Source organism: Pseudomonas sivasensis (assembly GCF_021391435.1).
GTDB lineage: Bacteria > Pseudomonadota > Gammaproteobacteria > Pseudomonadales > Pseudomonadaceae > Aquipseudomonas > Aquipseudomonas sivasensis.
This window is the reverse complement of the sequence record NZ_CP090029.1, coordinates 895,592-921,553: the sequence shown is the minus strand read 5'-3', so window position 1 is coordinate 921,553 and position 25,962 is coordinate 895,592. Positions and strand designations below refer to the sequence as shown.

Here is a 25,962-nt window from a genome sequence, read left to right as displayed (position 1 = left end):
CTATGCTGGTAGGGAACTAGCCTGTTGCATTAACAACCAAAGGCACAGACACGCCCACCTCTTATCAGGACATGCACATGCAGGTAGAAAGCTTTTTCGAATGGTTGGGCCAGGCGCTCGGTTCCATCATCCGTTTTATCGTCGACGGCCTCAGCGGATTATTCGGGGCCCTGACTCATGCCGGGGGCAACTTTGTCGAAGGCCTGTCCCGAACCTTGGGCATGGATACGTCGATTATCAGCATCATCACGCTGATCGTCGGCCTGATGCTGCTGTACTCGGCAGTACGCGCGTTTATGCGGGCGTCGATCATCATGGGGATTATCTGGCTGCTGCTGGGCCTTTGGCTGCTTAGTTGGGTCGTGCACTAAGCCAGGACGGTCAGCAATCGCCTGTGGGAGGGGGCTTGCTCCCGATAGCAGTGTTTCAGTCAATGCATCTGGCAACTGACCCACCGCTCTCGGGAGCAAGCCCCCTCCCACATTGCTTCTTCAACGACCCTTAATGACCAAGTCCACCGGGGTCTCTCCCACCGCCTGCCAGTTCGGTCGATACATGGACTCCACTTGCGGAGGCGGCACGCGATAGGTGCCCGGAGTCACCGCACGCGCCAGGTACAGCAGGTGCGTGGTGCCATCGCCGTCCAGGTTGATCGCCGCCACGTAGCGATCATCGCGGAACTCCTGATGCTTAAGCGCCGCATTCTGCATCGACTCGCGCCATTCCTTCACTTGGCTGCTGGCGTTTTCCAAGCTGGCGGCACTCTGGGCCAGGTTCTGGTTTTCCAGCTCCAGGCCCGCGGGCAGCAGGTCGACCACCAAGGCATCCGGTACACGCTGCTTGGCGCTGACCGCCAAGTGCACCAGCACCAGGTCGCCGCTGTTGAGGTTGCGCAGGTTCAGCGGCTGGCCGTTCATGCCCAGGTATTCGCGGCGGATGCTCAGGTTGTCGCCACCCGGTGCCGGGGGCACTTGCGGGTAACCCGAGATCGTCAGTTGCTGGTACACCGGAGTTTCGCCCTGATTGCTCAGGCTCAGGTCGCTGGACAGCAGGTTGCCTTCCAGCGCCAACGTCGACTGCTGGTTGTTCAACTCGTGCACACCGCCGCTGCCGGTCAGGGACACTTGCCAGTTCGCCTCAGGCTTGGCAAACCCAAGCCGCCCCGCCAGAAACAGTGAGTTGCGCTCCTGGGTCGACAGGTACGGGCTGGCAGCCAGTTGATCCGACAACGTGAACAGACGCTCCTCACGCTTGCCCTTGGCCAAGTCATTTTCTTCCAGCAACGCCAGGATCATCGCTTGGTCCCGCAGCGGGCTGCCGTAGTCGGCCAGCCATTCCTTGGCGCTACGTTGGGCTGCCAAGCCAGCCTGCAAGGCCTGGTCCGCGCGTGGCTGGTCGCCCATCTTCTGCAAGGCAATGGCCAACTGCACCAGCGGCAACCCGGAACGCGCATCGCTGCGCCGTTCGAAAATGCTGCGCAGCGCCCCCAGTGGCGCCTGCTGACTGCGCGCCAGCACCATGCCGGCGTAGGCCTGCACGGCAAAGCGTGTGTGTTCGGCGTTGTCGCTGTAGTCGACTTCGATCAGGTTGCGCTCCTGCACATACCGCAGCAGGCGCTCGCCGGCCTTTTTCAAGGCTTCAGGCGGCACGGCAAAACCCTGGTCGCGGGCGCGCAGCAGGAAGTCGGTGACGTAGGCCGTCAGCCAATATTCCTCTTCACCGTCAGCGCCCCACAAACCAAAACTGCCGTTGTAGCGCTGCATGCCCAGCAGGCGTTCAATGCCCAGCTCGATCTTGCGCTTGCGCTCGGCATCCGGCTCGCCCTTGATGCTCAGACGCTTGAGCAAGGCATCGTCAGCGTACAGCGACGGGTACAGGCCGCTGGCGGTTTGCTCCAGGCAACCATAGGGGTAAGCCTTGAGCGCCGAGATCTGTGCGCCGAGGTTCAGCGGCGGCCGGCTCGACAGGCTCAAGAGCGCCTCGCGCCCGGAGGTGTCGAACTGATCCAGGGTGCCGGCTGGCAAACTCCAGGGTTCGCTTTTAAGCACTGCGCGGTAATGCTTGAGCAACGCGGGATAGGCCGGGCGCACGCCCAAGGTCCACTCACGGCTGAACGGCGGCAGGTTTTCACCCGGCAGATCCAGCCCGTTGACTGTCACTTTCACCTTGCCTTTGCCCAACCCGCCCCAGGCTTTCACCGGGATGCGCAGGGTAGTGCGCTGGCCTTGCTTGAGCTCAACGGTCTGCGCGGCAGTGTTGACCAATTCCAACTGCCCCTCGGCACTCAATTGCACATCGAGTTTCTGCGCCTTGCCCGACAGGTTCGACAGGTCCAGGGCCAAGGTGGTCTGGTCACCGCCGGCCAGAAAGCGCGGCGCTGACAGTTCAGCAATCAGCGGTGCGGCAATCACGGTCTTGGCTTCGGCCATGCCGTAACGGTCATCGCTCCAGGCTTGGGCCATCAGGCGCAACTCGCCGTTGAAGTCGGGGATATTGACGCTGACTTCACCCTCGCCTTTGTCGTTCAACGTCACCGGCGCGCTTTGCAGGGCGACGATGGTCACGCTGGTGTCCGGGCGCTTGCCGCCCTTGGCCAGCGCGGCGTCACCACCAAAGGCCAGGCTGGCCAAACGGCCCTGCCCGGCTTCGATCAACTGGCCGTAGATGTCGAATTGGTCCACGCCATAGGCCTTGCGGCCGAAGAGGCTGGAGTACGGATCGGGCGTCGGATACTCGGTGATATTGAGGATGCCGACGTCCACGGCTGCCACCAGCACATGCACCTGTTTCGGCACGCTGCCGTCGGCGTTTTTGGCGGCGATCTTCACCGTCAGCGGTTGTTTGGGGCGCATTTTTTCCGGCGCGCTGAGGGTCACGCCAAGCTTGCGCTGGGTGCGATCGAGCGGCAGATGCAGCAGGCCCACTGCGCGTTTGGGGGTGATGTTGGCTTTGCGCTCGCCGGGGCGAATCACCAGGGCGCTCACGTACAGGTCGTGGCGCGACCACTTCGGGTCGAGCTTCACGGCGAAGCTTTTGCCCTCGGCCGGTACGTCGATTTCCTGCCACCACAGCGGTCCTTCGGCGGACTCCACCAGCAAGTAGCCTTTACCGGCAGCGGGCGGCGTCACGGTGACGTTGGCGGTGTCGCCGTCGCCATAGGCCGGTTTATCCAGCGCCAGCTTGACCTGATCGGGCCGTACGGCGCCGCCTTCGGTGTTGTCCTGGGCCTGATAACCGGCCCAGAAACGCAGACTGCTGATCAGCCCGGTCTGCGGGTCTTCGACTTCGACGCGGTAAGGCCCCCACTCCACTTGGAAGCTGACCTTGGCGGTGTCGCCGGCCTTGATATTCAGGGTCTGTTCGTCGAGGTTGAGGAATTTCTCGTTGTAGTGGTAACTCCAGCCGTCATTGTCGGAGTAGTTCCAGTAATAGTCGCGGCGCTCGCGCACCAGGCGCACCTTGAGGTTTTGCGCGGCGAGTTTCTGCCCGTCCTGATTGGCCAGCAGCACTTCGAATTCCGCCGGGCCATCACCATTGGTTTCGGTGCCGTCAAACAGCCCGCGCAGGCCCGGCAGTTGCTCGGCCGGCCAGATCGGTTGCACCAAGCGACGGGTGATCGGCCGACCGCCCGACTCTTGCAGGCTGGCCTGCACGATCAGTTGCAAGGGGGATTTAGCTTCGGCCCATTTGCTTTCGAGGGTCAGTTTTTCCTGGCCCTTGGCGTCGAGGACGCTTTCGTCCAGTTCGAAATCCTGGCTCAGTTCTTCTTCGGTGACCGAGCCGAACTGATAACCAGGGAGCGACTTGACCGCTTCGCGCAGCGGCCGCACATACACTTGCCCGCTGACCCGATTACCCGACGCAGGCGCGCCGTACAGGTAACGACCGTTAACCTGGATGACCGGGTTATCCGCCGGGCTCAGCGCCGTGTCGCTGCCCTTGAGTTCCAACGCCAGGCGCTCGGGCAGGAAGTCTTCGACGAGGAATTCATACAGCTGCGGTTTACCGTCACCCAGGTCGAACACCAACTGCCAGCGCCCGGTCGGTGCTTCGCCGGCCAGTTGCAGTTGATACTGATACAGGCCGGATGCGTCAGCATCCCACACGAATTTGCGGCTGACCTGTTCATCCGGGCGACGTACCTCGACGCTCACCGGTTGCGGCTTGACGGCGTTGCCGTCCTTGTCGCGCAGCAGGGCGTTGAGCAGCACGGTTTCGCCGGGGCGATACAGGTCGCGTGGGCCGAACACAAAAAACTGCAACGGGTGCGAGGGTTGGCCGCCGATGTCGAACTCGGCAAGGTCCAGCGCGGCGCTGTCGAGGCGCAACAGGCTGGTCTGTTCGCCCTGCTTGGCGAGCAAGACCTGGGCTTTTTTCGGCAACGGCAACTCAGCGTGGCCGCCCTTCTCGGTCTTGCCCTGGCCCAACACGCGGCCATCGGCATCGAGCACTTCCAGGTCCACGCCATCGAGCGCCTTGCCGCCTTCCAGCGCCTGGGTAAACACATCCAGGCGATTGGCATAGCGGTGCACCGACAGCCCGATATCACTCAGGGTAAACAGCGTCGCCGGTTGCGAATAGTTGTAGGTGCCCGACGCGCGCATAACCGCCAGGTACACGCCCGGTTGTTGCAATTGCTTGAGGCCGGCGATCGGCAGCAACAGGGTTTCGCGGGTGTTGCGCGCCGGATTGAGGTCGAAACGGCCGCCGTAGACCAGATCCGCCAGCGGCAGCAGTTCGCGGGATTCATAACTTTGCAGGCTGGTGTTACGCCCCCACTGCGCCAGGAATGACGGTAGGGATTCAGGCTTGATGCGGAAGAATTCAACGTCGATTTTGTCGACGTTCAGCGCGATCACCGGCAGGCCCTCAGCGAGGCGCGTCGGCAGCAAGGTGCCACGGCTGGCAAAGCCGACAGTGGCTTGCAGGTCACGGGTTTCCAGGCGGGCGATGTACTCGGCGGCGAGCGTGTTGTCGTTGACCGCCTTTACACCGGCGTCGACCGTCAGCACCAGTTTGCGTTGCGGCTCAAGGTGGCGCAGGCGCAGCTCCATCAGGTTATCCGAGAGCTCCCAGGCGCCATCGACCTTGCCCGACTTGCTGTCCACCAGATGGAGCTTGTCGGCGAATTTCTGATCGGGGTCCAAGGGAATGGAAAAACTCACCGACAAGGTGCTGGCCCCGTCCAACTGAACCTCGGACACGTCCACCACGCTCAACTCACGCCCGGCGTAGCGCTGCTTGAGCGCTGGTACATCCACCGCCGCCTTGGCCGGTTTCGGCGCTGCCGCCACTGTAGGTGCGGGCGGCGTAGCCGGTTTATCGGAGGAATCGCAGGCGCTCAGCAGAGCCAGCGCGCAGGCCAGGAACAATCCTTTGTTAAGCATGGGGCACTCGTAGTCAGAGGGAACCGAGGGGTGAACTATATATCAGTGCCGGCGAAGCCGATGTGGCGCTGGTCACATTGACCGACGGAGGGTGGTTTGGTTCTCGATCGGCTCAAGCCAAGCCAGTTCCCACACCCACTGGAGATCAAACTGTGGGAGGGGGCTTGCTCCCGACAGCAGTGGGTCAGCTACAGATAGGCTGGCTGATCTATTGCTATCGGGGGCAAGCCCCCTCCCACATTGGTTCTGCTGCGTAGCTACTGGACGGTTACAATGCCGCTCCCCCAAGGAGCCTGCATGTCCACCTTACTCACCGACTGGCGCCACCGCCCTACGCATCGACGCGTCTGGGCCCTTGCCGCGCCAATGATTCTGTCGAACATCTCGGTGCCGCTGGTAGCCCTGGTCGACAGCATGGTCATCGGCCACCTGCCCCATGCCCATCAACTGGGCGCCGTGGCCGTCGGGGCCAGCCTGTATACCTTTCTCGCGTGGGCCATGGGTTTTCTGCGCATGGGCTCCACCGGTTTTGCCGCGCAGGCTGCAGGGCGTAATGACGGGGCGGCACTGCGGCAAATCCTGCTGCAAGGTCTGTTGCTGGCACTGGGGCTGGCGATGCTGCTGGGCACCGTGGGCATCCCCCTGAGCCACCTCGCCCTGGAATGGATGCAGCCCTCCCCCGAGCTGAATCAGCTCACCCGCGACTTCTTCCACACGCGCCTGTTCGGCCTGCCCGCAGCCCTGGCCACTTATGCGCTGGTCGGCTGGTTCCTCGGCACACAGAACGCCCGTGCGCCGCTGGCAATTCTGCTGACCACTAACCTGGTGAATATCGCTCTCAACCTGTGGTTCGTACTCGGTTTGGATTGGGGTGTCGTCGGTTCGGCGAGAGCGTCGGTCATCGCCGAATGGACCGGCGCCCTGCTCGGCCTGGCGCTCACACAAAAGGCCCTGCGCGCCTATCCAGGCCATATCGCTTGGGCCGCGCTGAAAGTGTGGCAAAGCTGGCGCCCGTTGCTGGCGGTCAACCGCGACATCTTTATCCGCAGCCTGGCGCTGCAATCGGTGTTTTTCATGATCACGGTGCAAGGCGCGCGGCTGGGGGATGCCACCGTTGCTGCCAATGCCTTGCTGCTTAACGGCCTGCTGCTGACGGCGCATGCGCTGGACGGTCTGGCCCACGCGGTCGAAGCCCTCTGTGGCCACGCCATCGGCGCCCGCGACCGCCAGTCGCTGCACCGCTCATTGGTGGTCGCCGGTGGCTGGTCGCTGATCGCCAGCGTCGGGTTTGCGCTGCTGTTCAGCTTTGCCGGGCACCTGTTTATCGCCATGCAGACCGATATCCCCAGCGTGCGCGACACCGCTGACACCTACCTGCCTTACCTGGCGCTGCTGCCACTGATTGCGGTGTGGAGTTACCTGCTGGACGGCCTGTTTATCGGCGCCACCCGCGCGCGGGAAATGCGCAATGGGATGCTACTAACGGTATTGCTGACACTGCCGTTTGCCTGGGCGTTGCAGGGCCAGGGCAATCATGGGTTGTGGATAACCTTTCTGCTGTTCATGGCCCTGCGCAGCCTCACTTTGTGGGCGATAGCCTGGCGCTTGAACCAGCGGGATCAGTGGCTTGGATAAACGCTGTCACTTGGTTCAACACTGGCGCCAGCCAGCGCAACGGCTTGGCGAAAGACGCCACTAACGTCGCGTGGTTGGTCCTGGTGAAGTAGAACGCCTCAACCGGCACACCCGCCTCGCGCAATTTTTTCGCCAGCCCTGCGGTATTGCGCGTCGGGTTGACCAAGTTGTCGTCGGTCGAGGCCATCAGCAGCGTCGGCGGCGCGTCACGGCTGACGTGGTTGATCGGCTGCGACTCCGGCGGTGAATCGGGGAAGAAGAACACCGGGCGCACGTCCTGGTTTTCAATCGGCAAGAAGTCATAAGGCCCGGCCAGGCCAATCCATCCCTTGAAGATCGACGGCGCCAAGCCCACTTCTTTTAGCCAACGCCCATCCAGCGCCAGCATCGAGGCGTTGTAGGCGCCGGAGCTGTGGCCCATCACATAAAGCTGCTGGGGATCGGCGCCATATTCAGCGGCGTGGTTATATGTCCAGGCCACCGCTTTGGCGCCGTCCTGAAGAAAGGCGGGGTAACGCACTTGCGGGTACAGCCGGTAATCGGCGATCACCACCACGATGCCCCTTGAAGCCAGGGCTTCGCCGACGAACCTGTAATCGTCCTTGGATCCGCTGTTCCAGCTGCCGCCGTAAAAGAACACCACCACGGGAGCGTTGGGCACGGCAGGAACGGCTCGGTATATATCGAGTTTCTGGCGGGGATCATCGCCGTAGGCAATGGCTGAAGTCTTGGTGAAGGTACTGCTGGGGGTGAGTGCGTTGAGCACTTTTATTGGGGAGCAGGCTGCCAGGAAGGCGGCGAAGGCCAGGGTAAACGCTTGCAGGTATTTGCTCGACATCATTGACCCCCACGAAGAAGGTACTGCCAAACGAGGCCCAGCTATGGGAGGGGGCAAGCCCCTTCCCACACTGGATCTGTGTCGCCTGTACTTACGAGGAAAGGTACGAAGAGCGCGTCAGGCCCAAACGCAACGCGTCCAGGAACTGAGTACGCTCCGACGCGCTGATCTTCGCGCTCGCACACTTGTCACGGTAGTGAGTCATCAACTCCTCCGGCGACAAGTGCACGTAGCGCAGCATGTCTTCGATGGTGTCGTGTGTCTCGATCCCGGCGCTGTACACCGAACCGTCTTCACGCTGGTAGATGTTCACCGAATCGGTGTCACCGAACAGGTTGTGCATGTCGCCCAGGATTTCCTGATAGGCGCCGACCAGGAAGATACCCAACAGGTAGTCTTCACCTTCGTTCAGGGCGTGTACCGGCAGGCTGGTTTCGATGCTCTGCTCGTCGACGTACTGCTTGATCTTGCCGTCGGAGTCGCAGGTCAGGTCTTGCAGCACGGCGCGGCGCAGCGGCTCTTCGTCGAGACGGTGCAGCGGCAGGATCGGCAGTACCTGGCCGATGGCCCAGGTGTCCGGCAGGCTCTGGAATACCGAGAAGTTGCAGATGTACTTGTCGGCCAGCTTGTCGTTGAGTTCGTCCAGCACTTGGCGGTGCGAGCGCTGGCGGGCTTTGAGCGAGTTGTGCAGACGGCGGCACACCGCGAAGTAGCACTGTTCGGCCAGGGCTTTCTCGGCCAGGGTTAGCTTGCCGTCGGCATATTGAGTGGCCACGTCGCTCATGTAGTGAGTGGCGCGCCAGTAGGTTTCGGTGACCATCTCGATATCGGTCGGACCCAGCAGGTCCACCAGCCATTGCACGGTTTCCGGCAGGCTTTCCTTGTTTTCGATGACCGGGATTTCGTCGTTGTGTTTCTCGACGTCGGTCACCTGCACCACCAGCATGGCGTGGTGAGCAGTCAGGGAACGACCGCTTTCGGAGAAGATATTCGGGTGCGGCAGGCTCTGCGCGTCGCAGAATTCCTTGAGCATGCCCACGACCACGCCGGCGTAGTCGTCCATGTCGTAGTTGATCGAGCTGGCGTTACGCGAGTGGGTACCGTCGTAGTCGACGCCCAGGCCGCCGCCGACGTCGATGTGGTCCACCGGCAGGCCGAGGTTGCGCAGTTCGCCGTAGTAACGAATGGCTTCCTTGAACCCGTGCTGGTAATCGGCCAGGTTGGCGATCTGCGAGCCCATGTGGAAGTGCAGCAAGCGAATGCCCTGGTCCAGCCCGGCCGCGCGGAAGCGCTCAACCACGGACAACAGCTGCGCCGCCGACAAACCGAACTTGGACTTCTCGCCACCGGTGTCTGCCCATTTGCTCGACGCCAGGGACGACAAGCGCACACGCAGGCCAACCTGTGGCTTGACCTTGAGGTTGGCAGCCTCTTCGATCACCAGGCCGACTTCGGATTCTTTCTCGATCACGATAAACACGTTGTGACCGAGCTTCTGGCCCATCAGCGCAAGGCGGATGAACTCACGGTCTTTGTAACCGTTGCAGACGATGGTGCCGCCCTTCGGCGCCAGGGCCAGTACGGCCAGCAGCTCAGGCTTGGAGCCGGCTTCAAGGCCGATAGACACGTCCTGAGTGGCGATGATGTTCTCGATCACCGCTTCCTGCTGGTTCACTTTGATCGGGTACAGCGCGGTGTACTTGCTCTGGTATTCCAGGCGCTCGATGTTGGCGTCGAAGGCGCCGGTCAACTGGCGTACACGGTCTTGCAGGATGTCAGGGAAGCGCACCAGCAACGGTAACGACAGGCCGCTTTTGCGCAACTGGTCGACTTGCTCGAAGAGGTCGACAGGCGTGCTGTTCGGGCCGTTCGGACGGACTTCAACGCGACCGGCGTCATTGATCGCGAAATACCCGGCCCCCCAATGGCGGATCCCGTAAACACTGCGGCTGTCCGCAACTGTCCATTGGCTGCCATCGTCTTTGCGTGTGCGTCGTACGGACATCGAAGTCCCCTATAAATGAAGGCGAAGGCGCCACCTCTCAGGGAGGCTGGCGCAGTCTAAAGAATGAAAATGACGATTTGCCTGTAAGGAAGGTAGACCCCACTCGCAGGACAGAGTTTAGACACAGGTTGGGAAGAGGCTGTCAGCCGCCGGACTTCTTGGCCTTGTAACCGAGCTTGATCAGCTCGGCCAACAGCAGTTCGACGTGATCGCCCTGGATCTCGATGACGCCGTCTTTCAACGCGCCACCGGTGCCACAACGCTTTTTCAGCGTGGTAGCCAGTTCCTTGAGCGCATCTTCAGCCAGGGGCACGCCGGTGATAGTCGTCACCGTCTTGCCGCCACGGCCCTTGCTCTCGCGTCTCACGCGGGCAATACCGTCGCCTTCAGGGATCAGGGTCTGTTTGCAGGTACACGAATCCACGGGCTGACGACAGTCCGGGCAGTGTCGACCTGCATCGGTGGAAAATACCAGGCCACCAAGGGCGGCGAAGGATGCGGCTTTTTTGGCCACCGGCAATCCTCTTGGGAGGATGAAGACTGATCGGCGCGCTCAAGCACGACCGACCGCGAAGCCCCACTCAGGCAGGGGCAGCGCTACCGAACCGCCAAGGTGGCTCGGGTGAAAAGTCGCGCAGTGTAACGGCAAAAGGCCGACTTGCTAAGGGCCAAATGGCGCCAATTTATGCAACTTTAGCGACGCGAGGCCAGATAGCGGCGCAAGCCCTCTTGTGCGTCCGGGCAGTAGGGCTTTTGTTCGGCCTCCTGCAGGACAATTTCGATGGACAAAAAGCGCGCTTCCATGACTTCTTCGGGCTGCAACCGCAGGGGGCCATCCCACACGGCGGAATAGGATCTGCACCAGAGCCGGTTGTTACCGTCCTCGAAGTAGAAATGATCATGCTCGACCAATTCCACCCCGCCCACACCCAGTTCTTCCTCCAGCTCACGCGCTGCAGAGTCGGCGTACTCTTCCCCGGCCGCCACCATGCCGCCGGCCGCCGTATCCCAAAATCCTGGGTACATGGCTTTGCTCAGGGTACGCCGGTGCACACACAGCTCGCCGGCAGAGTTGAACAGGAAGATAAACGTGCAGCGGCCAATCAGGCCGCGCTGGCGAAGGTCGGACCTGACGAGGGTGCCGAGCAGGTTGTCCTGCTCGTCGACCCAGCAAATCAGTTCAGCATCGGAAGCCGCACGGTGCGCGGCCTCCTGTTGAGAAGCGTCCATCATCAACCCTGGTTAAGCAGCTGACGCAGATCAATCACCGCAGCGTTGGCCCGCGAGATGTAGTTGGCCATCACCAGCGAGTGGTTCGCCAGTACGCCGAAGCCGCTGCCGTTGAGGATCATCGGGCTCCAGACAGGTTCTTGGGAGGCTTCCAGCTCACGGATGATCTGGCGCACGCTGACCGTGGCGTTTTTCTTGGCCAGTACGTCGGCGAAGTCGACTTCGATGGCGCGCAGCAGATGGGACAGTGCCCATGCCTGCCCACGGGCTTCGTAGAACACGTTGTCGATCTGCATCCATGGGGTTTCCACCACTTCTTCGTCGACCTGCGGCACTTCGCCCGGTGCCAGGGCTTCGGTTTTCAGTGCGGTGTTCAATTTGACCCGGCCCACGCTGGCCGACAGGCGTTGGGACAACGAACCCAGACGGGTAGCAACATCACCCAGCCAGTTGTTCAGGTTGTCGGCACGCGAATAGAACAGTGCGCCGCGTTGGTTGGGGTCGGACAGGCGCGCTTCATAGCGGTTCAGGGAGTTGATGCCTTCCTGATACTCCGACTCGCTCGATGGCAGCACCCAGCTCTTGTTGTCGAAGTTGAAACGCGGCTCGGCCTTCGCCAAGTCGGCGTCTTCAGCCGACTGCGACTGGGAACGGGCGAAATCTTTACGCAAGGCACGGGTCAGGTCGCGCACTTGCACCAGCACGCCGTATTCCCAGCTCGGCATGTTGTCCATCCACAGGCCCGGCGGGAAACGGTCGTTGGAAATATAGCCACCTGGCTTGTTCAACAAGGTGCCGACCACGGTCTTGAGGGTTTCGACGGTGGTATAGCCCACCACCATCTGCTTGCCTTCTTTCTCGGCAGCAATTTGCGCGTTCTGCTGGACCGGGAACAGCGCCGGCTCTTCGCTCCAGTACCAACCCAGGGCACCTGTGACCAACAGGTACAGGCCAAGCACGCTAAGCAGCGCCCGACTCATCAGCAGGGTACGAAAATAGCTGCGGTTGGCCGACTTTGGCTCAGGGGCGGGGCCTTTGGCACTGCCTGCGCGGTTTTTCCAGTCCAGCATGGCGATATCCTTTCAATCACTTGAGTTCATGCACTTGAATTGACGGCGTGCGTTCAAACACTCCGACCACAACCCTACCCCATCGTGCCCGCCCATGCGGGGCTTTTCACCAAACTGGCGCGCGGGAAGCATTCGACTATAAAGGATGCACGCGTTTTACGCTGTGCGACTGTCAGGTCATTAACTGAATATCGCCGACATGCAGTTAATTGACATATGACACTCATCCCGCTGACAAGAGGTGCTAGCATAGAGCCATCAGTTCGACCTCAGCATGCACCCTTACTAGTAGTCAGGATATGACCGAGCCAGAAGACCCCAGCCGTGAGCGTCTCAAGCAGCATTTTGCCCAGCGGGTAATTCATCAGGCACGTCAAATTCTTGAGATCTGGCAGCGCCTGCAACGCAGCGAATGGTCAGGCGCCGACCTCTCAGAACTCAGTGAGGCCAACCTGCGCCTGCTGCGCTTCGCTGAGCGTTTTGAGCAGCCCGAACACGGCCAGTTGGCACGCAACATCGGTGAATCACTCAAAGCTGTGGATGAAAATCGTGGCCGCCTGAGCAGCCAACTGATCACCGAACTCAACCGCTTGATGCAGCGCCTGTCCCGCACTGGCCTGCGCCAGGGCGACCAGCTGGAACAAACCTTCCTGCCGCCGATGCGCAAGCCGATCTACGTGATGCTGGCCGATCACGACCGCGCTGAGCGCCTGGCCAAGCAGCTGGAATTTTTTGGCATGAGCGCCCAATCCCTGGACAGCGTGGCAGCGTTTCGCGCGTCCATGGCCGAGCGCCTGCCGTCGGCAATCGTGATGGACGTGGATTTCTGCGGCCCAGGCCTGGGCCTCAAGCTCGCTGCCGAAGCCCAGGAAGGCCTGGAGCAAAAGCTGCCGCTGTTATTTTTCAGCCTGCACGAAACCGATACCCCGACCCGCCTGGCCGCCGTGCGCGCCGGTGGCCAGGAGTTTTTGACCGGCACACTGGAAGCCTCCAGCCTGCTGGAAAAAATCGAAGTGCTGACCTGCGTCGCCCAGTACGAGCCCTATAAAGTGCTGATCATCGACGACTCGCGCGCCCAGGCGCTGCACACCGAGCGCTTACTCAACAGCGCCGGGATCGTCACCCGCACCTTGATTGAGCCGATCCAGGCCATGGCCGAACTGGCGGACTTCCAGCCCGACCTGATCATCCTCGACATGTACATGCCCGCCTGCACCGGCACCGAACTGGCCAAGGTGATCCGCCATAACGACCGCTATGTGAGCGTGCCGATCATTTACTTGTCGGCCGAAGACGACCTCGACAAGCAATTGGATGCGATGAGCGAAGGCGGTGACGACTTCCTCACCAAGCCGATCAAACCGCGCCACCTGATCACCACCGTGCGCAACCGCGCCGCCCGCGCCCGCCACCTCAAGGCGCGAATGGTGCGCGACAGCCTGACCGGGCTGTACAACCACACCCATATCCTGCAATTGCTCGAAGACTGCAGCTTCCGCGCGCGCCGCGAGAACAAGCCGCTGAGCTTTGCCATGCTCGACATCGACCACTTCAAGCGCGTGAATGACAGTCACGGCCACCCGATGGGCGACCGCGTGATCAAGAGCCTGGCGCTGTTTCTCAAGCAGCGTTTGCGCAAGACCGACTACATCGGGCGCTACGGCGGTGAAGAATTCGCCATCGTGATGCCCGACACCGACCTGGAGTCGGCCTGCAAGGTGCTGGATGAAATCCGCGGGCGCTTTGCCGAAATCCACTATCCGGCACAACCCCAGGACTTGTGGTGCACTTTCAGCGCCGGGCTGGTTGAGTTGTGCGACGGCTCCGACAGCCTGATGATGGCCGCCCAGGCCGACGAGGCGCTGTATCGCGCCAAGCATGCCGGACGCAACCGTGTGCAAGCCGCGCGCGCATCAAAGCAAAGTGCCACCTTTTCACCGGAATCCACTGATTCCGTCATAACGCTGTAATGAAAACGCAATAACTTCAGGCACTTACCTTTTGCTGTCGGTTGAAACCACGCATGCGCCTGAAGCTGCTGACCAATCTCAATACCCTTCTTCTGGTGGCCGTGTGCCTGGCACTTGGGGCGACGCTGTGGTGGTCGCAGCGGGCGCTTGAACGGCCGTATTTGCTGATGGAGCGCTACCTGGGGTTGTCCCAGACGTTCCAAAACCAAGCTGCGCGCAATATCGACGAGTACCTGGCGAGCGGCGACGCCCTGCGCCTGAGCAGCGCCAGCCAAAGCCTGGAAAACCTGCTGCAACATCTGGATGATTTGCCCGCTGATCTGGCGCAGAACCTGCGCCCCAGCCTGGTAGCCCTGGATGCGTTCAGCAAGACCGACTTGCTGGCCGCCGGCAAGCTGGCCGGCGACCCACAAGCGTTGCTGCTGCAAGCAGAACGCGAATTGGGCGCCAATCTGGACCAGTTGAGCCAGTACGCCATCAGCGTCAATTCCCCTGAAGCCGCACGCTACTTGTCGCCACTGCTGACCGCGTCCCAGCACCTGGGCAGGTTGTCCCTGGCCCGCGACAAGCTGGTGAGCAGCGGGCGCGCGGAGTTGGCCGATGATGTTGAGCGCGAAGTCGCCAATATTCGCGCCCAAGCCGACGTACTGGGGCAACTGCCATTGCTTGGCGTCAAAGCCAGCAGCGAGTCCAACACCGATGATTTTTCCGCCTTGATGGGCCTGGAAAATACTGAAAAAACCGAAGCCCAGGACACAGGCGTCGACCTCAAGCGCGAGCTCAACAGCCTGCTGACCCGCTACCCCGCCGAACTCAAGCGCACCCGCGAACAGATCCAGCAACGCGCCGACCTGGCCGCCAGCACCCACCAGAAGATCAACGCCGTGCAACAGGCCATCGCTGGGCTTGAACCTGTCGTGCGCGCACAACATGGGCTCATCCAAGGCGAAGTGCGCCTGATGCAAGGGGTGATGATCGGCCTGATCCTGCTGATCGCGCTGTTGATCGACACCCTGCAACGCCGCTTGGCACGGGTGCTGACCAATCTGGCACCCTCCCTATCCACCTGGGCCGAAGGCAACTTCAGCCAGCCGATCGCACTGGGCAAGACCAACCGCGAACTGCGCGACATCGAAGCCTCTCTGAACCGTTTGCGCGCTTACTTGGTGGACTTGGTGGGCACCATTCGCGGCAATGCCGAAGAAGTGGCCGGCAGCAGCCGCGCCCTCGCCGAACTGAGCAGCGGCCTGCATGACGGCGCTGAACGCCAGGCGGGCGACACAGCGCAAATCCGCGACTCCCTGGGCGAACTCGAAGCGACCATCCAACAGGTCGCCGGCGATGCCAGCCAAGCCGCCAGCGCCAGCCGCAGTGCGGGCCAGGCGGTGGAACAAGGCCAGCGGGTGATCGGCCTGAGCCTGACCGGTTTGCATGCGTTGGTCGGCGAAGTGCAGCAAAACGCGCAGATGATCGAGAAACTTGCTGAAGAGTCCGCCACCATCGGCGGTGTGCTCACCGTTATTCGCTCGATTGCCGACCAGACCAACTTGCTGGCACTCAACGCCGCCATCGAAGCCGCCCGCGCCGGGGAGGCCGGACGTGGATTTGCTGTGGTCGCGGACGAAGTACGTACCCTCGCCCAGCGCACCGCCGGCGCCACCGCCGAAATCCAGGGTTTGATCACCGGCCTGCAAAACGCCGCCCACCAGTCAGTGGAGGGCATGCGCGCCCAGGTCGAACACGCCGAAGCCACCGCCCAGCAAGCTCAAGCGGCTGACGGCGCACTGGATGAAATCGTCGGGGCAATCCAGACCATTTCCGACACCGCTGTGCGGATTGCCGATGTGACGGCGCAGCAGAGTGGTGCGGTGAGCGAGATTCGCGATAACAGTGAGCGGATTCATCAGCTGGGTGAGGATAATTTGCTGCGCATCGGCCAAGGCCGAAGCCAGGGCGAGCACCTGTTGGTACTGGGTGGGCAGCTCAATACGGCGGTGCAGGCGTTCCGCGTCTGACCTGCCCCATGCAGATCCAAAATCAAATGAAGATCAACATGTGGGAGGGGGCTTGCTCCCGATTGCGGTGTGTCAGTCTCAGCGCCTGTAACTGATCCACCGCTATCTGGAGCAAGCCCCCTCCCACATTTGATCTTCACGGGATTCAAGGGCGTATTACCAATGACCAGATCTCGACCACCAGTCACAAATTTTGCGCAATCCTCGCTAATCGTGCAGCCTACTGCATAGAACTGGACAGTCACAAAGGCTTTGCGGCATAGTCGCCGGGTTCTGCCGTACTCCCATCAATAACAAGGAACAGCCGATGGCGACCCTACTGGTTCTTCACGGACCCAACCTGAACCTGCTCGGCACCCGCGAACCGGGCGTCTACGGGGCTGTGACCCTGGATCAGATCAACCTTGATCTGGAGCGACGGGCTCGTGAAGCTGGCCACCATCTGCTCTACCTGCAAAGCAATGCCGAGTACGAATTGATTGATCGCATCCACGCCGCGCGCGGCGAAGGTGTGGACTTCATCCTGATCAATCCCGCCGCTTTTACGCACACAAGTGTTGCATTACGTGACGCGCTGCTGGCGGTGAGCATCCCATTCATCGAAGTGCATTTATCGAACGTGCATAAACGCGAAGCTTTCCGCCATCACTCGTACTTCTCCGACGTAGCGGTAGGAGTGATCTGCGGCCTTGGCGCCAGCGGTTACCGACTGGCCCTGGAGGCCGCCCTGGAACAACTTGAACAACCGGCCAAGCGCCCCTGACCGACCCTTGGGAGTTGATGATTCATGGATATCCGTAAAGTTAAGAAACTGATCGAACTGCTGGAAGAATCCGGTATCGACGAGCTGGAAATCAAGGAAGGCGAAGAGTCCGTCCGGATCAGCCGCCACAGCAAGACCCCGGCCCAACAGTTCTACGCGCCACAGATGCAAGCACCGGCTCCGGCCGCTGCACCTGCTGCCGCGCCAGCCGCTGCCGCCGCACCTGCCGCCCCGGCCGCTCCTGCACTGAACGGCTTCGTGGTCAAGTCGCCAATGGTCGGTACGTTCTACCGTACCCCGGCACCGACCTCGCCAGCCTTCGTTGAAGTCGGCAAGACTGTGAAAGTGGGCGACACCATCTGCATCGTTGAAGCGATGAAAATGATGAACCACATCACCGCTGAAAAAGCCGGCGTCATCGAATCCATCCTGGTAGAAAACGGTCAGCCGGTTGAGTACGACCAGCCGCTGTTCACCATCGTTTGAACCGCGGAGCGCCTTCGATGTTGAAACCTGCGAAGAAACTGCAAAAAGTCCTGATCGCCAACCGCGGCGAGATCGCGCTGCGGATCCTGCGCGCCTGTAAGGAAGAGGGCATCAAGACCGTCGCTGTTTACTCGACGGCCGATACCGAATTGATGCACGTGAAACTGGCGGACGAAAGCATCTGCATCGGCCCGCCACTGGCCACGAACTCGTACCTGAAAGTCTCGAACATCATCGCCGCGGCTGAAGTGACCGGCGCTGATGGCATCCACCCGGGCTACGGCTTCCTCGCGGAAAACGCCGATTTCGCCGAACAGGTGGAAAAATCCGGGTTTGCTTTCATTGGCCCTAAAGCCGAAACCATTCGCCTGATGGGCGACAAGGTATCGGCCAAGGACGCCATGATCGCAGCCGGCGTACCAACCGTTCCTGGCTCCGACGGCCCACTGCCTGAAGACGAGGAAACCGCTCTGCGCATTGGTCGCGAAGTCGGTTACCCAGTGATCATCAAGGCCGCCGGTGGCGGTGGTGGTCGCGGCATGCGCGTGGTGCACAAGGAAGAAGACCTGATCGAAGCAGCCAAGCAGACCCGTTCCGAAGCGGGTGCCTGGTTCGGCAACCCGATGGTCTACCTGGAAAAGTACCTGACCAACCCACGTCACGTGGAAGTGCAGGTTCTGTCCGACGGCCAAGGCCACGCCATCCACCTGGGCGACCGCGATTGCTCTCTGCAACGTCGTCACCAGAAGGTGTTGGAAGAAGCGCCGGCACCTGGCTTGGATGAAAAGGCTCGCCAGGAAGTTCTGGCTCGCTGCGTCAAGGCGTGCATCGACATCAACTACCGTGGCGCCGGTACCTTCGAGTTCCTCTACGAGAACGGCCGCTTCTACTTCATCGAGATGAACACTCGTGTGCAGGTAGAGCACCCGGTTTCGGAGATGGTCACCGGTATCGACATCGTCAAGGAGATGCTGAGCATCGCCGCTGGCAACGTGCTGTCCTTCACCCAGGACGACGTGAAGATGCATGGCCACTCCCTGGAGTGCCGCATCAACGCCGAAGACCCGAAAACCTTTATCCCAAGCCCTGGTCTGGTCAAGCATTTCCACGCGCCCGGCGGCAACGGCGTACGTGTGGATTCGCACCTGTACAGCGGCTACAAGGTTCCGTCCAACTACGACTCGCTGATCGGCAAGCTGATCACCTGGGGCGCCACCCGCGACGAGGCCATGGCCCGTATGCGTAACGCCCTGGACGAAATCGTGGTTGACGGCATCAAGACCAACATCCCGCTGCATCGGGACCTGGTTCGTGATGAAGGCTTCTGCGAAGGTGGTGTGAACATTCACTACCTGGAACACAAACTGGCCAACCAGTAAGTGCTCCACCCAACAAAACCGCCTTCGGGCGGTTTTGTTGTTTCTGCACACCTGTTTTCCAGGATGCACACAGTCCAAATGTGGGAGGGGGCTTGCTCCCGATAGCGGTGGATCAGTTACAGATACTGAGGCTGGCACACTGCAATCGGGAGCAAGCCCCCTCCCACATTTGGTCCGCATTCACTCAGTAATGTCGTCTTATGCTGTTCGCTCGCGTAAACTTGCGCGCTTTCGCGACCTCGCTCGTCGCACACTCATTTTTTCAAAGGTGCCCGCCATGCCTTGGCTGCAAGTCCGTCTCGCCATCAGCCCAGAACAAGCCGAAACCTATGAAGACGCTTTCCTCGAAGTGGGCGCCGTCTCGGTGACCTTCATGGACGCCGAAGACCAACCGATCTTCGAACCGGAACTCAACACCACCCCGCTGTGGTCCCACACTCACCTGCTGGCCCTGTTCGAAGACGGCACCGATGCCGCTGCCGTGCTGGCCCATATGGAACTGCTCACCGGCGGCCCGCTGCCTGAGCATCACAGCGAAGTGATCGAAGACCAAGACTGGGAGCGCAGCTGGATGGATAACTTCCAGCCGATGCGTTTCGGTCAGCGTCTGTGGATCGTGCCGAGCTGGCATGCCGCCCCAGAGCCTGACGCGGTCAACCTGCTGCTCGACCCCGGCCTAGCGTTCGGCACCGGCACCCACCCCACCACCGCACTGTGCCTGGAATGGCTCGACGGCCAGGACCTGACGGACAGCAACGTGCTGGACTTCGGCTGCGGCTCGGGGATCCTGGCGATTGCCGCCCTGCTGCTGGGCGCCAAGGAAGCCGTGGGCACCGACATCGACGTGCAGGCTCTGGAAGCCTCCCGCGATAACGCCGGGCGCAACAACATTCCTGAAGGCAAATTCCCGCTCTACCTGCCTGAAGACCTGCCCCAGGTGCAGGCCGATGTGCTGGTGGCGAATATCCTCGCCGGGCCGCTGGTTTCCCTGGCACCGCAACTGTCGAGCCTGGTTAAGCCGGGTGGGCGTCTGGCGCTGTCGGGCATCCTTGCCGAGCAAGGCGAAGATGTCGCTGCCGCCTATGCCCAGGATTTCGAGCTGGATCCGATCGCTAACCGCGATGGCTGGGTACGCATCAGCGGGCGTCGGCGCTAGAATGAGCGCTTGCCTGAATCGGATGGCCGCATGACCGACAGTTTCGTCACCCAGTGCCCGCATTGCCAAACACGCTTTCGCGTCAACCACGCTCAATTGAGCGTGGCCCGTGGCGTTGTGCGCTGCGGCTCGTGCCTGCAAGTGTTCAACGCGGCTCGCCAGTTGCTGGAGCAGCGCGCCCATGCGCCGGAGCCTGAACAACCGGTGATCGCGCTGCCCCCTGAGGCACCGCGCGCCATCAGCCAAAAGCAATGGACCGCCGAAGAGCTGGACCTCGACAATCTGGACCTGGACGAAGAACTGGCCAAGCTGGAGCGCCGCGAGATTCAGCACACGCTGCCCGTGGGCGCGGAGCGTCGCCAACCGGGTGCCGAGCGCAGGCAGAAAGAAGACGCCCTTAGCGCAAGCCGCGAGACCGTCAAGGCAGAAGAAGAAAAATGGGCCGCCAGCCTGTTCAGCGAGCCGCCTGAAGAGCGCACCAACGTCTCGGAAGACGAGCCGGAATCGACCAAAGTCCCAGCAACCAAGCAGCGCACCGAACCGTCCATGTCGCATCACATCGACACTATCGACGACGAAACGCCGTTGCGCGCTTCGCCCGATGATGACGACATCGACCCACCGTTCACCCCGCTCACCCAGTCAGCGGACGAACCGGAACCCGAAGAGCGCCCGCAGTTACGCCGCAAACGCCCGCGCCCCGAGGCCGGCGTTCACGACGACCTGCTTCAGGACCTCGAAGACGATCCGCTGCACCTGTACGCGCAAAAACGCCCGCAGGGCTTGGGCCGCCGCCTGATCTGGATGCTGCTGGTGCTGATCGCCGCGGCCGGTCTGGCAGGCCAGTACATCGCCTACCAATTCGACGACCTGGCCCGCCAGGACGCTTACCGCCCATGGTTCCAGCAACTGTGCCCCACACTGGGCTGCACGGTGCCGTCACGGGTCGATATCGCCCATATTAAGAGCAGCAACCTGGTGGTGCGCAGCCACCCGGAATTCGCAGGAGCGCTGGTAGTGGATGCAATCATCTATAACCGCGCGACGTTCTCCCAGCCCTTTCCGCTGCTGGAGCTGCGTTTTGCCGACCTCAATGGCAGCCTGATTGCCAGTCGTCGCTTCAAACCCGCCGAATACCTCAGCGGCGAGTTGGCCGGTGTTAGCGAAATGCCATCTCAGACCCCGATCCATATCTCCTTGGACATCCTTGATCCGGGCAACAAAGCCGTGAATTACAGCCTGAGCTTCCACTCGCCCGAGTGAGGCGACCCATGCGCCGAAGCTTGACGGTGGATTATTGACTCGGCGAAGCGCATCCAAACCGGTGGCGATAAAGAAATAACTGTTCAGATTTTATCCAATCCAGCCTTTATCCAGTCATCGAGAGCGGGTATCATGCCAACCCTTTTTCGAACTCTAATGATCCGGCCCCACAACAGGGAAGTCCTATGTCGGCGGTACGCATCGGCCCATATACATTGCAGAACGGCTTGATCCTCGCCCCAATGGCGGGCGTCACCGACCAGCCCTTTCGTCAGCTGTGCAAGCGCTTGGGCGCGGGTCTTGTAGTCTCGGAAATGGTCACCAGCGACATGAGCTTGTGGAACACCCGCAAATCGCGGATGCGCATGATCCACGAAGGTGATCCCGAGCCCCGCTCGGTACAGATCGCCGGCGGTGATGCGCAAATGCTGGCGGATGCGGCCCGAGCCAATGTGGAGTTGGGCGCACAGATTATCGACATCAACATGGGCTGCCCGGCCAAGAAGGTCTGCAACAAGGCCGCCGGTTCCGCACTATTGAAAGATGAGCAGTTGGTTGCCGAGATCCTGCAGGCCGTTGTCGCCGCAGTGGATGTGCCGGTAACCCTGAAGATTCGTACCGGCTGGGACCGGGACAACAAAAACGGCCTGACGGTGGCGAAGATCGCCGAACAGGCAGGCATTACAGCGCTGGCAGTGCATGGCCGCACACGCGCCGATCTATACACCGGTGAAGCCGAGTACGACACCATCGCCGCAATCAAGCAGGCAGTGTCGATGCCCGTGTTTGCCAATGGCGACATCGACTCAGCCGAAAAAGCCCGGCGCGTGCTGCACGCCACCGGTGCCGATGGTTTGTTGATTGGCCGGGCCGCCCAGGGGCGTCCATGGATTTTTCGTGAGATCGAACATTTTCTGCGTACCGGTGAAGTCTTGCCTGCGCCGGAGTTGGTCGAGGTGGAACGTATTCTGCTTGAGCATCTGGCTGCACTTCACACCTTCTATGGAGACGTGATGGGCGTGCGCATTGCTCGCAAGCATGTGGGTTGGTATCTCGCAACCCTGCCGGGCGCCAGGGAGTTTCGCGCCGGGTTCAATCGTTTGGATGAAACGCAAGCACAGGTCACCGCCGTTCGTGAGTTTTTTGCCGAGCGAGACAAGAGCCTGAGAGCAGGGGACGGAGAAGGGGTGGCCGCATGACGATGATGACCGAGACTTTAGTGAGTGGAACAACACCCGTGAGCGACAACGTCAATTTGAAACAGCACCTCAACACGCCGAGCGAAGAAGGCCAGACCCTTCGCGGGAGTGTCGAGAAGGCGCTGCATAATTATTTCGCCCACCTTGAGGGCGCTTCCGTCACGGACGTGTACAACCTGGTGCTCTCCGAAGTCGAGGCGCCATTGCTCGAATGCGTGATGAACTACGTCAAGGGCAACCAGACCAAAGCCAGTGAGCTGCTGGGCCTCAACCGTGGCACCCTGCGTAAAAAGCTCAAACAATACGATTTGCTGTAAGCATTCAATCCAACCAGAAAGGCGCCCGCGTAAAACCGGTCGCCTTTTTTGCTGACTCCTTTGCTTTTGATGGAAATTGAAATGACCGACCAGACTACCCGCCTGCCGATCCGCCGCGCCTTGATCAGTGTCTCCGACAAGACCGGGATCCTCGAATTTGCCCGGGAGCTGGAAGCCCTGGGCGTGGAAATCCTCTCCACAGGCGGGACCTTCAAACTGCTGCAGGACAACGGCGTGGCCGCAGTAGAAGTCGCGGACTACACCGGTTTCGCAGAAATGATGGACGGTCGGGTCAAGACCCTGCATCCGAAAATCCACGGCGGCATCCTCGGCCGTCGCGGCATCGACGACGCCATCATGACCGAGCACGGCATCAAGCCGATTGACCTGGTAGCGGTTAACCTCTACCCGTTCGAAGCCACCATCAACAAGCCAGGCTGCGACCTGCCGACCGCCATCGAGAACATCGATATCGGCGGCCCGACCATGGTTCGTTCGGCAGCCAAGAACCACAAAGACGTGGCCATCGTGGTGAACGCCGGTGACTACGCCCAAGTACTGGAAAGCCTGAAAGCCGGCGGCCTGACCTACGCCCAGCGCTTCGACCTGATGCTCAAGGCGTTCGAACACACCGCCGCCTACGACGGCATGATCGCCAACTACATGGGCACCGTTAACCAGGCCGCCGAGACCTTGAGCACAGAAGGCCGCAGCCAGTTCCCGCGCACCTTCAACAGCCAGTTCATCAAGGCCCAGGAAATGCGCTACGGCGAGAACCCGCACCAGAGCGCGGCGTTCTACGTGGAAGCCAAACCTGCCGAAGTGGGTATCGCCACTGCGACCCAACTGCAAGGCAAAGAACTGTCCTACAACAACGTGGCCGACACCGACGCCGCGCTGGAATGCGTGAAGAGCTTCGTCAAGCCGGCCTGCGTGATCGTCAAGCACGCCAACCCATGTGGCGTGGCCGTGAGCCCGGACGCCGAAGGCGGCATCCGCCAGGCGTACGAACTGGCCTACGCCACCGACACCGAGTCGGCGTTCGGCGGCATCATTGCCTTCAACCGTGAGCTGGACGCCGAGACCGCCAAGGCCATCGTCGAGCGTCAGTTCGTTGAAGTCATCATCGCCCCTTCCGTCAGCGAAGAAGCCCGCGCCATTGTGGCTGCCAAAGCTAACGTGCGTCTGTTGGCCTGCGGTGAGTGGTCGGCTGACCGCGCCGCAGCCTGGGACTACAAGCGCGTCAATGGCGGCTTGCTGGTACAGAGCCGCGACATCGGCATGATCGGCAGCGAAGACCTGAAAGTGGTGACCAAGCGCGCCCCTACCGAGCAAGAGATCAACGACCTGATCTTCGCCTGGAAAGTCGCCAAATACGTTAAATCCAACGCCATCGTCTACGCCAAGAACCGTCAGACCATCGGTGTCGGCGCTGGCCAGATGAGCCGCGTGAACTCGGCGCGTATCGCCGCGATCAAGGCTGAGCACGCTGGTTTGCAGGTTGTAGGTTCGGTGATGGCATCCGATGCGTTCTTCCCGTTCCGTGACGGCTTGGACAATGCAGCCAAGGCCGGCGTAACCGCCGTTATCCAACCGGGCGGCTCGATGCGCGACGCAGAGGTTATCGCCGCTGCTGATGAAGCTGGCATCGCCATGGTCTTCACCGGCATGCGCCACTTCCGTCACTAAACACCACTGCTTTCCTACTGTAGGAGCGAGCGGGACGCCTAGTTCTTGCTCGCGAAAAGCCCGAGAACGCCACGGGGAGTCAGATGCCCCCCGTTATCGTTGACGATCTTCGCGAGCAAGAACTAAGCGTCACCCTCGCTCCTACAGAAAGCACAGCGTTTCACAGAGGTTTTTGAAATGAATGTTTTGATCATTGGCAGCGGTGGCCGTGAACACGCCCTGGCCTGGAAAGTTGCCCAGGACCCACGTGTCCAGAAAGTTTTCGTAGCACCCGGCAACGCCGGTACCGCCATTGAAGCCAAGTGCGAAAACGTCGCCATCGACGTGCTAGCCCTTGAGCAACTGGCCGACTTCGCCGAGAAAAACGTCTCCCTGACCATCGTCGGTCCGGAAGTCCCTCTGGTCGCCGGTGTTGTGGACCTGTTCCGCAGCCGTGGCCTGGACTGCTTCGGCCCTACCGCTGGCGCTGCCCAGTTGGAAGGTTCCAAAGCCTTCACCAAGGATTTCCTGGCACGCCACAAAATCCCGACCGCCGACTACCAGAACTTCACCGAGATCGAGCCGGCCCTGGCTTACCTGCGTGAAAAAGGTGCGCCAATCGTGATCAAGGCCGATGGCCTGGCCGCCGGTAAAGGCGTGATTGTCGCCATGACCCTGCAGGAAGCCGAAGACGCCGTGCGCGACATGCTCGCCGGTAATGCCTTTGGTGACGCCGGTTCGCGCGTTGTCATCGAGGAATTCCTTGATGGCGAAGAAGCCAGCTTTATCGTGATGGTCGATGGCAAGAACGTACTGCCGATGGCCACCAGCCAGGATCACAAGCGCGTCGGCGACGGCGACAGCGGTCCGAACACCGGCGGCATGGGCGCCTACTCCCCTGCCCCGGTGGTCACCAGCGAAGTGCATCAACGCGTGATGGACCTGGTGATCTGGCCGACCGTGCGTGGCATGGCCGATGAAGGCAATGTCTACACCGGTTTCCTCTACGCCGGTCTGATGATCGACAAGGCCGGTAACCCGAAAGTCATCGAATTCAACTGCCGCTTCGGCGATCCGGAAACCCAACCGGTGATGCTGCGCCTGCAATCGAGCCTGGTGCTGCTGGTGGAGGCCGCCCTGGCTCAAGCCCTGGACAAGGTTGAAGCACAATGGGATCCACGCCCGAGCGTTGGCATTGTGCTGGCGGCCGGCGGTTACCCTGCCGACTACGCCAAGGGCGATGTGATTGAAGGCCTCGACGCTGCCGCTGTGCTGGAAGGCAAGGTGTTCCATGCGGGCACCGCGCTCAAGGATGGCAAGGTAGTGACCGCCGGTGGCCGTGTACTGTGCGCCACGGCAATGGGTGCCAGTGTCGACGCTGCGCAGCAACAGGCTTATGCACTGGCCAAGAAGATCGACTGGAAAGGTTGCTTCTATCGCACGGACATCGGCTACCGCGCCATTGCCCGCGAGCGTGGCGAAACCCAGTAACACTAGCTATCCGTTCGGTTAGGCAAGGGCCCAAGGCCCTTGCCGTATAAGGCTGCCCCGCGCATAGTTAACCGTGCATCAACCTACGAA

At 61.1% G+C, this 25,962-nt stretch carries 18 protein-coding genes and 1 pseudogene; 13 read left to right on the top strand and 6 right to left on the bottom strand.

The features are described 5' to 3' along the window. Positions 1–77 precede the first annotated feature (77 nt). Entirely contained in the window at positions 78–371 is a 294-nt protein-coding gene (locus LRO94_RS03945; RefSeq protein ID WP_032887145.1) for a hypothetical protein, read from the top strand. A 120-nt stretch (positions 372–491) separates the two neighbouring features. Here LRO94_RS03945 and LRO94_RS03940 read toward each other — a convergent pair whose 3' ends face one another. Next, positions 492–5,387 (bottom strand): alpha-2-macroglobulin, encoded by a 4,896-nt coding sequence (locus LRO94_RS03940; RefSeq protein WP_179179572.1) that lies wholly within the window; start codon positions 5,385–5,387, stop codon positions 492–494. A 297-nt stretch (positions 5,388–5,684) separates the two neighbouring features. Here LRO94_RS03940 and LRO94_RS03935 point away from each other — a divergent pair, with 297 nt between their 5' ends. Next, a complete protein-coding gene (locus LRO94_RS03935) occupies positions 5,685–7,022 on the top strand; it encodes an MATE family efflux transporter (RefSeq protein ID WP_095186487.1) in 1,338 nt (445 codons plus the stop codon). Here LRO94_RS03935 and LRO94_RS03930 read toward each other — a convergent pair. The 5 genes from LRO94_RS03930 to LRO94_RS03910 form a co-directional block, all read right to left on the bottom strand. Next, entirely contained in the window at positions 6,967–7,860 is an 894-nt protein-coding gene (locus LRO94_RS03930) for an alpha/beta hydrolase (protein WP_095186486.1), read from the bottom strand. The two genes, LRO94_RS03935 and LRO94_RS03930, sit on opposite strands and share 56 nt — an antisense overlap. 91 nt (positions 7,861–7,951) lie before the next feature. After that, positions 7,952–9,865, bottom strand: a complete 1,914-nt coding sequence (speA, locus tag LRO94_RS03925) for an arginine decarboxylase (RefSeq protein WP_032887150.1) — start codon at positions 9,863–9,865, stop codon at positions 7,952–7,954. Between the two features lie 142 nt (positions 9,866–10,007). After that, a complete protein-coding gene (locus LRO94_RS03920) occupies positions 10,008–10,379 on the bottom strand; it encodes a translation initiation factor Sui1 (RefSeq protein ID WP_005784408.1) in 372 nt (123 codons plus the stop codon). Positions 10,380–10,558: 179 nt separating this feature from the next. Next, positions 10,559–11,095, bottom strand: coding sequence for an NUDIX hydrolase (locus LRO94_RS03915; RefSeq protein ID WP_179180100.1), 537 nt, complete (start codon positions 11,093–11,095; stop codon positions 10,559–10,561). A gap of 2 nt (positions 11,096–11,097) precedes the next feature. Further along, the gene (locus tag LRO94_RS03910; protein WP_032887153.1) at positions 11,098–12,165 is read right to left on the bottom strand and encodes a DUF2333 family protein; all 1,068 of its coding nucleotides are present in this window, start codon (positions 12,163–12,165) and stop codon (positions 11,098–11,100) included. Positions 12,166–12,464: 299 nt separating this feature from the next. Here LRO94_RS03910 and LRO94_RS03905 point away from each other — a divergent pair, with 299 nt between their 5' ends. From LRO94_RS03905 to purD, 11 genes and pseudogenes are all read left to right on the top strand, one after another. Further along, positions 12,465–14,135: a response regulator gene (locus LRO94_RS03905; RefSeq protein ID WP_032887154.1), complete on the top strand. Its 1,671-nt coding sequence runs from the start codon at positions 12,465–12,467 to the stop codon at positions 14,133–14,135. A 1,499-nt stretch (positions 14,136–15,634) separates the two neighbouring features. Next, positions 15,635–16,150 (top strand): annotated as a pseudogene (locus tag LRO94_RS27990) (methyl-accepting chemotaxis protein); the annotation flags it as partial. A gap of 307 nt (positions 16,151–16,457) precedes the next feature. Continuing rightward, complete coding sequence (gene aroQ, locus LRO94_RS03895; protein WP_010213488.1) at positions 16,458–16,913, top strand: type II 3-dehydroquinate dehydratase; 456 nt, start codon at positions 16,458–16,460, stop codon at positions 16,911–16,913. 24 nt (positions 16,914–16,937) lie between these two features. After that, entirely contained in the window at positions 16,938–17,399 is a 462-nt protein-coding gene (accB, locus tag LRO94_RS03890; RefSeq protein WP_027607997.1) for an acetyl-CoA carboxylase biotin carboxyl carrier protein, read from the top strand. Positions 17,400–17,416: 17 nt separating this feature from the next. Continuing rightward, on the top strand, positions 17,417–18,778 hold the full coding sequence (gene accC, locus LRO94_RS03885; RefSeq protein WP_003188188.1) for an acetyl-CoA carboxylase biotin carboxylase subunit: 1,362 nt from the start codon (positions 17,417–17,419) through the stop codon (positions 18,776–18,778). 277 nt (positions 18,779–19,055) lie between these two features. Further along, positions 19,056–19,934 carry a 50S ribosomal protein L11 methyltransferase gene (prmA, locus tag LRO94_RS03880; protein ID WP_032890627.1) on the top strand — a complete coding sequence of 293 codons (879 nt, stop codon included), beginning with the start codon at positions 19,056–19,058 and terminating at the stop codon, positions 19,932–19,934. 30 nt (positions 19,935–19,964) lie between these two features. Continuing rightward, positions 19,965–21,197, top strand: coding sequence for a DUF3426 domain-containing protein (locus LRO94_RS03875; RefSeq protein WP_122753892.1), 1,233 nt, complete (start codon positions 19,965–19,967; stop codon positions 21,195–21,197). 185 nt (positions 21,198–21,382) lie between these two features. Beyond that, positions 21,383–22,396 (top strand): tRNA dihydrouridine synthase DusB, encoded by a 1,014-nt coding sequence (dusB, locus tag LRO94_RS03870; protein WP_017527884.1) that lies wholly within the window; start codon positions 21,383–21,385, stop codon positions 22,394–22,396. After that, positions 22,393–22,713 (top strand): DNA-binding transcriptional regulator Fis, encoded by a 321-nt coding sequence (gene fis / locus LRO94_RS03865; protein ID WP_032890623.1) that lies wholly within the window; start codon positions 22,393–22,395, stop codon positions 22,711–22,713. The genes dusB and fis overlap by 4 nt, the downstream gene beginning before the upstream one ends. Before the next feature lie 81 nt (positions 22,714–22,794). Beyond that, complete coding sequence (gene purH / locus LRO94_RS03860) at positions 22,795–24,402, top strand: bifunctional phosphoribosylaminoimidazolecarboxamide formyltransferase/IMP cyclohydrolase (protein ID WP_032890621.1); 1,608 nt, start codon at positions 22,795–22,797, stop codon at positions 24,400–24,402. Between the two features lie 177 nt (positions 24,403–24,579). Beyond that, a complete protein-coding gene (gene purD / locus LRO94_RS03855) occupies positions 24,580–25,872 on the top strand; it encodes a phosphoribosylamine--glycine ligase (RefSeq protein WP_032890619.1) in 1,293 nt (430 codons plus the stop codon). The last annotated feature ends 90 nt before the right edge of the window (positions 25,873–25,962 follow it).

Coding starts and splice junctions, on each gene's coding strand:
- LRO94_RS03910 (WP_032887153.1), bottom strand. CDS start 12,165: ATGCTGGACTGGAAAAACCGCGCAGGCAGTGCCAAAGGCCCCGCCCCT.
- purH (WP_032890621.1), top strand. CDS start 22,795: ATGACCGACCAGACTACCCGCCTGCCGATCCGCCGCGCCTTGATCAGT.
- LRO94_RS03935 (WP_095186487.1), top strand. CDS start 5,685: ATGTCCACCTTACTCACCGACTGGCGCCACCGCCCTACGCATCGACGC.
- LRO94_RS03875 (WP_122753892.1), top strand. CDS start 19,965: ATGACCGACAGTTTCGTCACCCAGTGCCCGCATTGCCAAACACGCTTT.
- purD (WP_032890619.1), top strand. CDS start 24,580: ATGAATGTTTTGATCATTGGCAGCGGTGGCCGTGAACACGCCCTGGCC.
- LRO94_RS03945 (WP_032887145.1), top strand. CDS start 78: ATGCAGGTAGAAAGCTTTTTCGAATGGTTGGGCCAGGCGCTCGGTTCC.
- LRO94_RS03905 (WP_032887154.1), top strand. CDS start 12,465: ATGACCGAGCCAGAAGACCCCAGCCGTGAGCGTCTCAAGCAGCATTTT.
- aroQ (WP_010213488.1), top strand. CDS start 16,458: ATGGCGACCCTACTGGTTCTTCACGGACCCAACCTGAACCTGCTCGGC.
- fis (WP_032890623.1), top strand. CDS start 22,393: ATGACGATGATGACCGAGACTTTAGTGAGTGGAACAACACCCGTGAGC.
- dusB (WP_017527884.1), top strand. CDS start 21,383: ATGTCGGCGGTACGCATCGGCCCATATACATTGCAGAACGGCTTGATC.
- prmA (WP_032890627.1), top strand. CDS start 19,056: ATGCCTTGGCTGCAAGTCCGTCTCGCCATCAGCCCAGAACAAGCCGAA.
- LRO94_RS03930 (WP_095186486.1), bottom strand. CDS start 7,860: ATGTCGAGCAAATACCTGCAAGCGTTTACCCTGGCCTTCGCCGCCTTC.
- accC (WP_003188188.1), top strand. CDS start 17,417: ATGTTGAAACCTGCGAAGAAACTGCAAAAAGTCCTGATCGCCAACCGC.
- LRO94_RS03915 (WP_179180100.1), bottom strand. CDS start 11,095: ATGGACGCTTCTCAACAGGAGGCCGCGCACCGTGCGGCTTCCGATGCT.
- speA (WP_032887150.1), bottom strand. CDS start 9,865: ATGTCCGTACGACGCACACGCAAAGACGATGGCAGCCAATGGACAGTT.
- accB (WP_027607997.1), top strand. CDS start 16,938: ATGGATATCCGTAAAGTTAAGAAACTGATCGAACTGCTGGAAGAATCC.
- LRO94_RS03940 (WP_179179572.1), bottom strand. CDS start 5,387: ATGCTTAACAAAGGATTGTTCCTGGCCTGCGCGCTGGCTCTGCTGAGC.